Annotated in this window: 3 protein-coding genes and 1 pseudogene; all 4 read right to left on the reverse strand. The window is 29.5% G+C overall.

The features are described from left to right. Nucleotides 1-190: 190 nt before the first annotated feature. The 4 genes and pseudogenes from EGI31_RS14355 to EGI31_RS14370 all read right to left on the reverse strand — a co-directional run bounded on the left by EGI31_RS14355 (nucleotide 191) and on the right by EGI31_RS14370 (nucleotide 2,829). Nucleotides 191-700: a hypothetical protein gene (locus EGI31_RS14355; RefSeq protein ID WP_255036849.1), complete on the reverse strand. Its 510-nt coding sequence runs from the start codon at nucleotides 698-700 to the stop codon at nucleotides 191-193. 88 nt (nucleotides 701-788) lie between these two features. Then, nucleotides 789-929: pseudogene (locus EGI31_RS14360) on the reverse strand (hypothetical protein); the annotation flags it as partial. A gap of 832 nt (nucleotides 930-1,761) precedes the next feature. Then, nucleotides 1,762-1,953: an exo-beta-N-acetylmuramidase NamZ domain-containing protein gene (locus EGI31_RS14365; RefSeq protein ID WP_255037907.1), complete on the reverse strand. Its 192-nt coding sequence runs from the start codon at nucleotides 1,951-1,953 to the stop codon at nucleotides 1,762-1,764. A gap of 246 nt (nucleotides 1,954-2,199) precedes the next feature. Next, complete coding sequence (locus EGI31_RS14370) at nucleotides 2,200-2,829, reverse strand: hypothetical protein (protein ID WP_255036613.1); 630 nt, start codon at nucleotides 2,827-2,829, stop codon at nucleotides 2,200-2,202. Nucleotides 2,830-2,836 lie beyond the last annotated feature (7 nt).

A 2,836-nucleotide genomic window follows, 5' to 3' on the forward strand; every position in this document is an offset into this window, starting at 1 on the left:
GAGTTTTTATCAGCCCAGGTGCTTTTTGGCGACAGAATGCATTGGAAATGAAGGCTATACTTATTTGAGGGTGAGCTTGTTGTTTGGTTGAAGAGCTGGGTTTTGTTTGAATTTGGTGGAAAATACCACTAACCAAGATTGATTTTCTTCGACTATAAGTCTTTTTTTGAATCAAGAAATGCAAATTAGTTTATTGAAGGGTTTTTCTTTTTTTTAATTCAGAAAGCAAATAATCTTCCGAATTAGGAAGCAACGGGTATTCTTTAAAAGAAGTTTTCAATTCAACATTGATTGAAAAAATAAGATCCTCATCTTTTTTTTCAATTTCTTTGGCTTTTAACAAATAGTACTTTGCGAAAGAAAAATTCAAATCATTATTGAGTTCTATTTTAGAATAGTTTGTATCAAATCCCTCTTTTAAACACATAAAAGCTCGATAATAAGCTTTTGAATAATTATATTTATTAGCCATTATAATGGATGCGAAGAATAATCTATCCATATCATCGTAATAGTCTAACAATAAGGCCGCATTATCAAATGCCTTTTTAGACCCTTGGTTAAGAGCTATATTTAAAAGGCTATCTATATTTTGATTTAAAAATGAACTTTCAGCTACGTCAAAATTGGATTTCTTTTTAGATTCTGTGCAAGAACTAACAATGGCAAAGAAAACAAATAGTAAAATAACGTTTTTCATATAGGCTATTTATGACATAATTTATTCCTGTGATGTGTTTAATAAGGCTCTTGCCCTCTTTCAGTTAAATTTATATCTTTTACCGAAGTTAAATATAATACAATTTATTCCAACCAAACCTTTTCACGCAATCATATAAAACATACTTCAACCTCATTTTTTTGTATTCTGAAAGATCCGGTTCCCAGGTTTTTTGGATTTCTTCGGCGGTTTTTCCTTCTTTTATTTGTTTTCTGAACTCCTAATCACCAGCTACAGGAATATCAATTCATCATCTTTTTGACTAAAGTCGAGATGGACTCCATATTCAGTATCCACTGGCTAAAGCCAGTGGCAATTAAAATCGTAGTTTCAAAATGTGATGTTGAGTTCCCTCCATCTTTAGATGGAGCTTGTGAAATTGCAGCGAATATTTGGCTTTAGCCAAACTTTTAATGGTTTGAACTATAGGACTATCTTCAACAGAGTTAAGTTATTCAAAATCTGTTTGTAATTATTTTTTGAGGTGAAACTAGCATATCGCACCAAAGAAGTCATTAGTTGAAAGGAAAATCATTAGCTATTCGTCTGAAATTTCACTTTTAGAAAATTCATCACCATATTATCAATTTTGTAAAATATTAAATTTAGAACCATGCCAACAAAATATAATTTTGTAAGAAAAAGAGTATTATGGTTAAATATGTTAATCGAAAAGAATAGATATGTATTCTGAATTAGAAATATGACCGTACTTATTTCAAGCAATTTGATATATATAATTCTTAGGCAAAGTAGAAAAGGTAAAATATATATTAATAAGATAAATTTAGAACTTTCTGAACCACTGCTAATAGAACCTGCCTCTAAAAAAAGAAATCCGTATTTTAATATAATTGTATATATTTTTATAATCAGAAGTAGCTCAACTAGTAAGACGATAGATATAACTAGATAATATTTTAATTTTTGCATTGTATTGAAAATACTATTATAATTAAAATTGAGTTATTAATCTTAAAAATTATTGTCTTCAATCGAAGAGATTCGCAAGACAGTTTATATTAACCAAACCTTTTCCATCAATCATACAAAACATACTTCAATCTCATCTTTTTGTATGCTGAAAGACCCGGGTCCCATGATTTTTGGATTTCATCGGCGGTTTTTCCTTCTTCTATTTGCTTTCGGAATTCGTAAACGCCAGCTAAGATGAATATAAATATAGTATCTTTTTGACTAAAGTCGAAATGGAATCTATATTCAGTATCCACTGGCTAAAGCCAGTGGCAATTGAAACCTTGGTCCAAAACACGATGTTGAATTCCCTCCATCTTTAGATGGAGTCTGTGAAATTTTCACCACTATTTGGCTTGAGCCAAACATTTAGTGGTTTGATCAAAAGAATAATTTTACGTTATTCAAAATCTGTTTAGCATTCATTTTATGCTGGTGGAACCATCATTTCACACCTAGGAAAGCAATAAACTCCGCAGAGCCAGCTAAAATAGTTTTAAATATTAAGGATTTTTAAAATTTAAATTGTCTATAAATTTGTTTTCAAAAATTTCTGTTTCTAACGTAAACTGCCCTTTTACTTCAAAAATAATTTCTATTGCATTATCTCTCCAACTTAAAGCGTACACACTTTGATAAATGGTAGAATGTTGATTACTAATCAGATATGAAAAATTCGAGGAAGGTATACTATCTAAATTAACTGTTCGTGCTGATATTTTATGAATTTTAGATTCAGGGAACTGTGTATTTAGGACGTCTTGAATATGTTCAATTTCATAAAATAAGTTTTTATTATTTTGAACTGTTAAGCGTGAATCATTCAATGAGAAGGGGTTGCATCCTAAAACAGTTTGTTTTAAACTACAAGTACCTTTAATTTTATGCTTTTGAAAATAGGGCAAATTGTCAAAGTTTATTTCAGTAATGTAATGGTCTGTGCATTTTGAATCGGTTCTTTTTATGTATTTTTTTATTTTCACTTCTTGATGAGAATAATCTCCATAAGTTAGAAATCCTTGATTGAAAAAAAGATTAATTTTATTTTCATCAGTTTTTGTTTGTTTAACGCAAGCACTTAGGAGTGCAAAACATAAAATAATCAGACTATTACCGAAATATAAGAGTTTCACTTCTTAA

The organism is Lacihabitans soyangensis (genome assembly GCF_024343775.1).
GTDB lineage: Bacteria > Bacteroidota > Bacteroidia > Cytophagales > Spirosomataceae > Leadbetterella > Leadbetterella soyangensis.

What these genes read in the sequence shown, in the direction of transcription:
- EGI31_RS14355 (WP_255036849.1), bottom strand. Translation starts at nt 700, where the DNA reads ATGAAAAACGTTATTTTACTATTTGTTTTCTTTGCCATTGTTAGTTCT.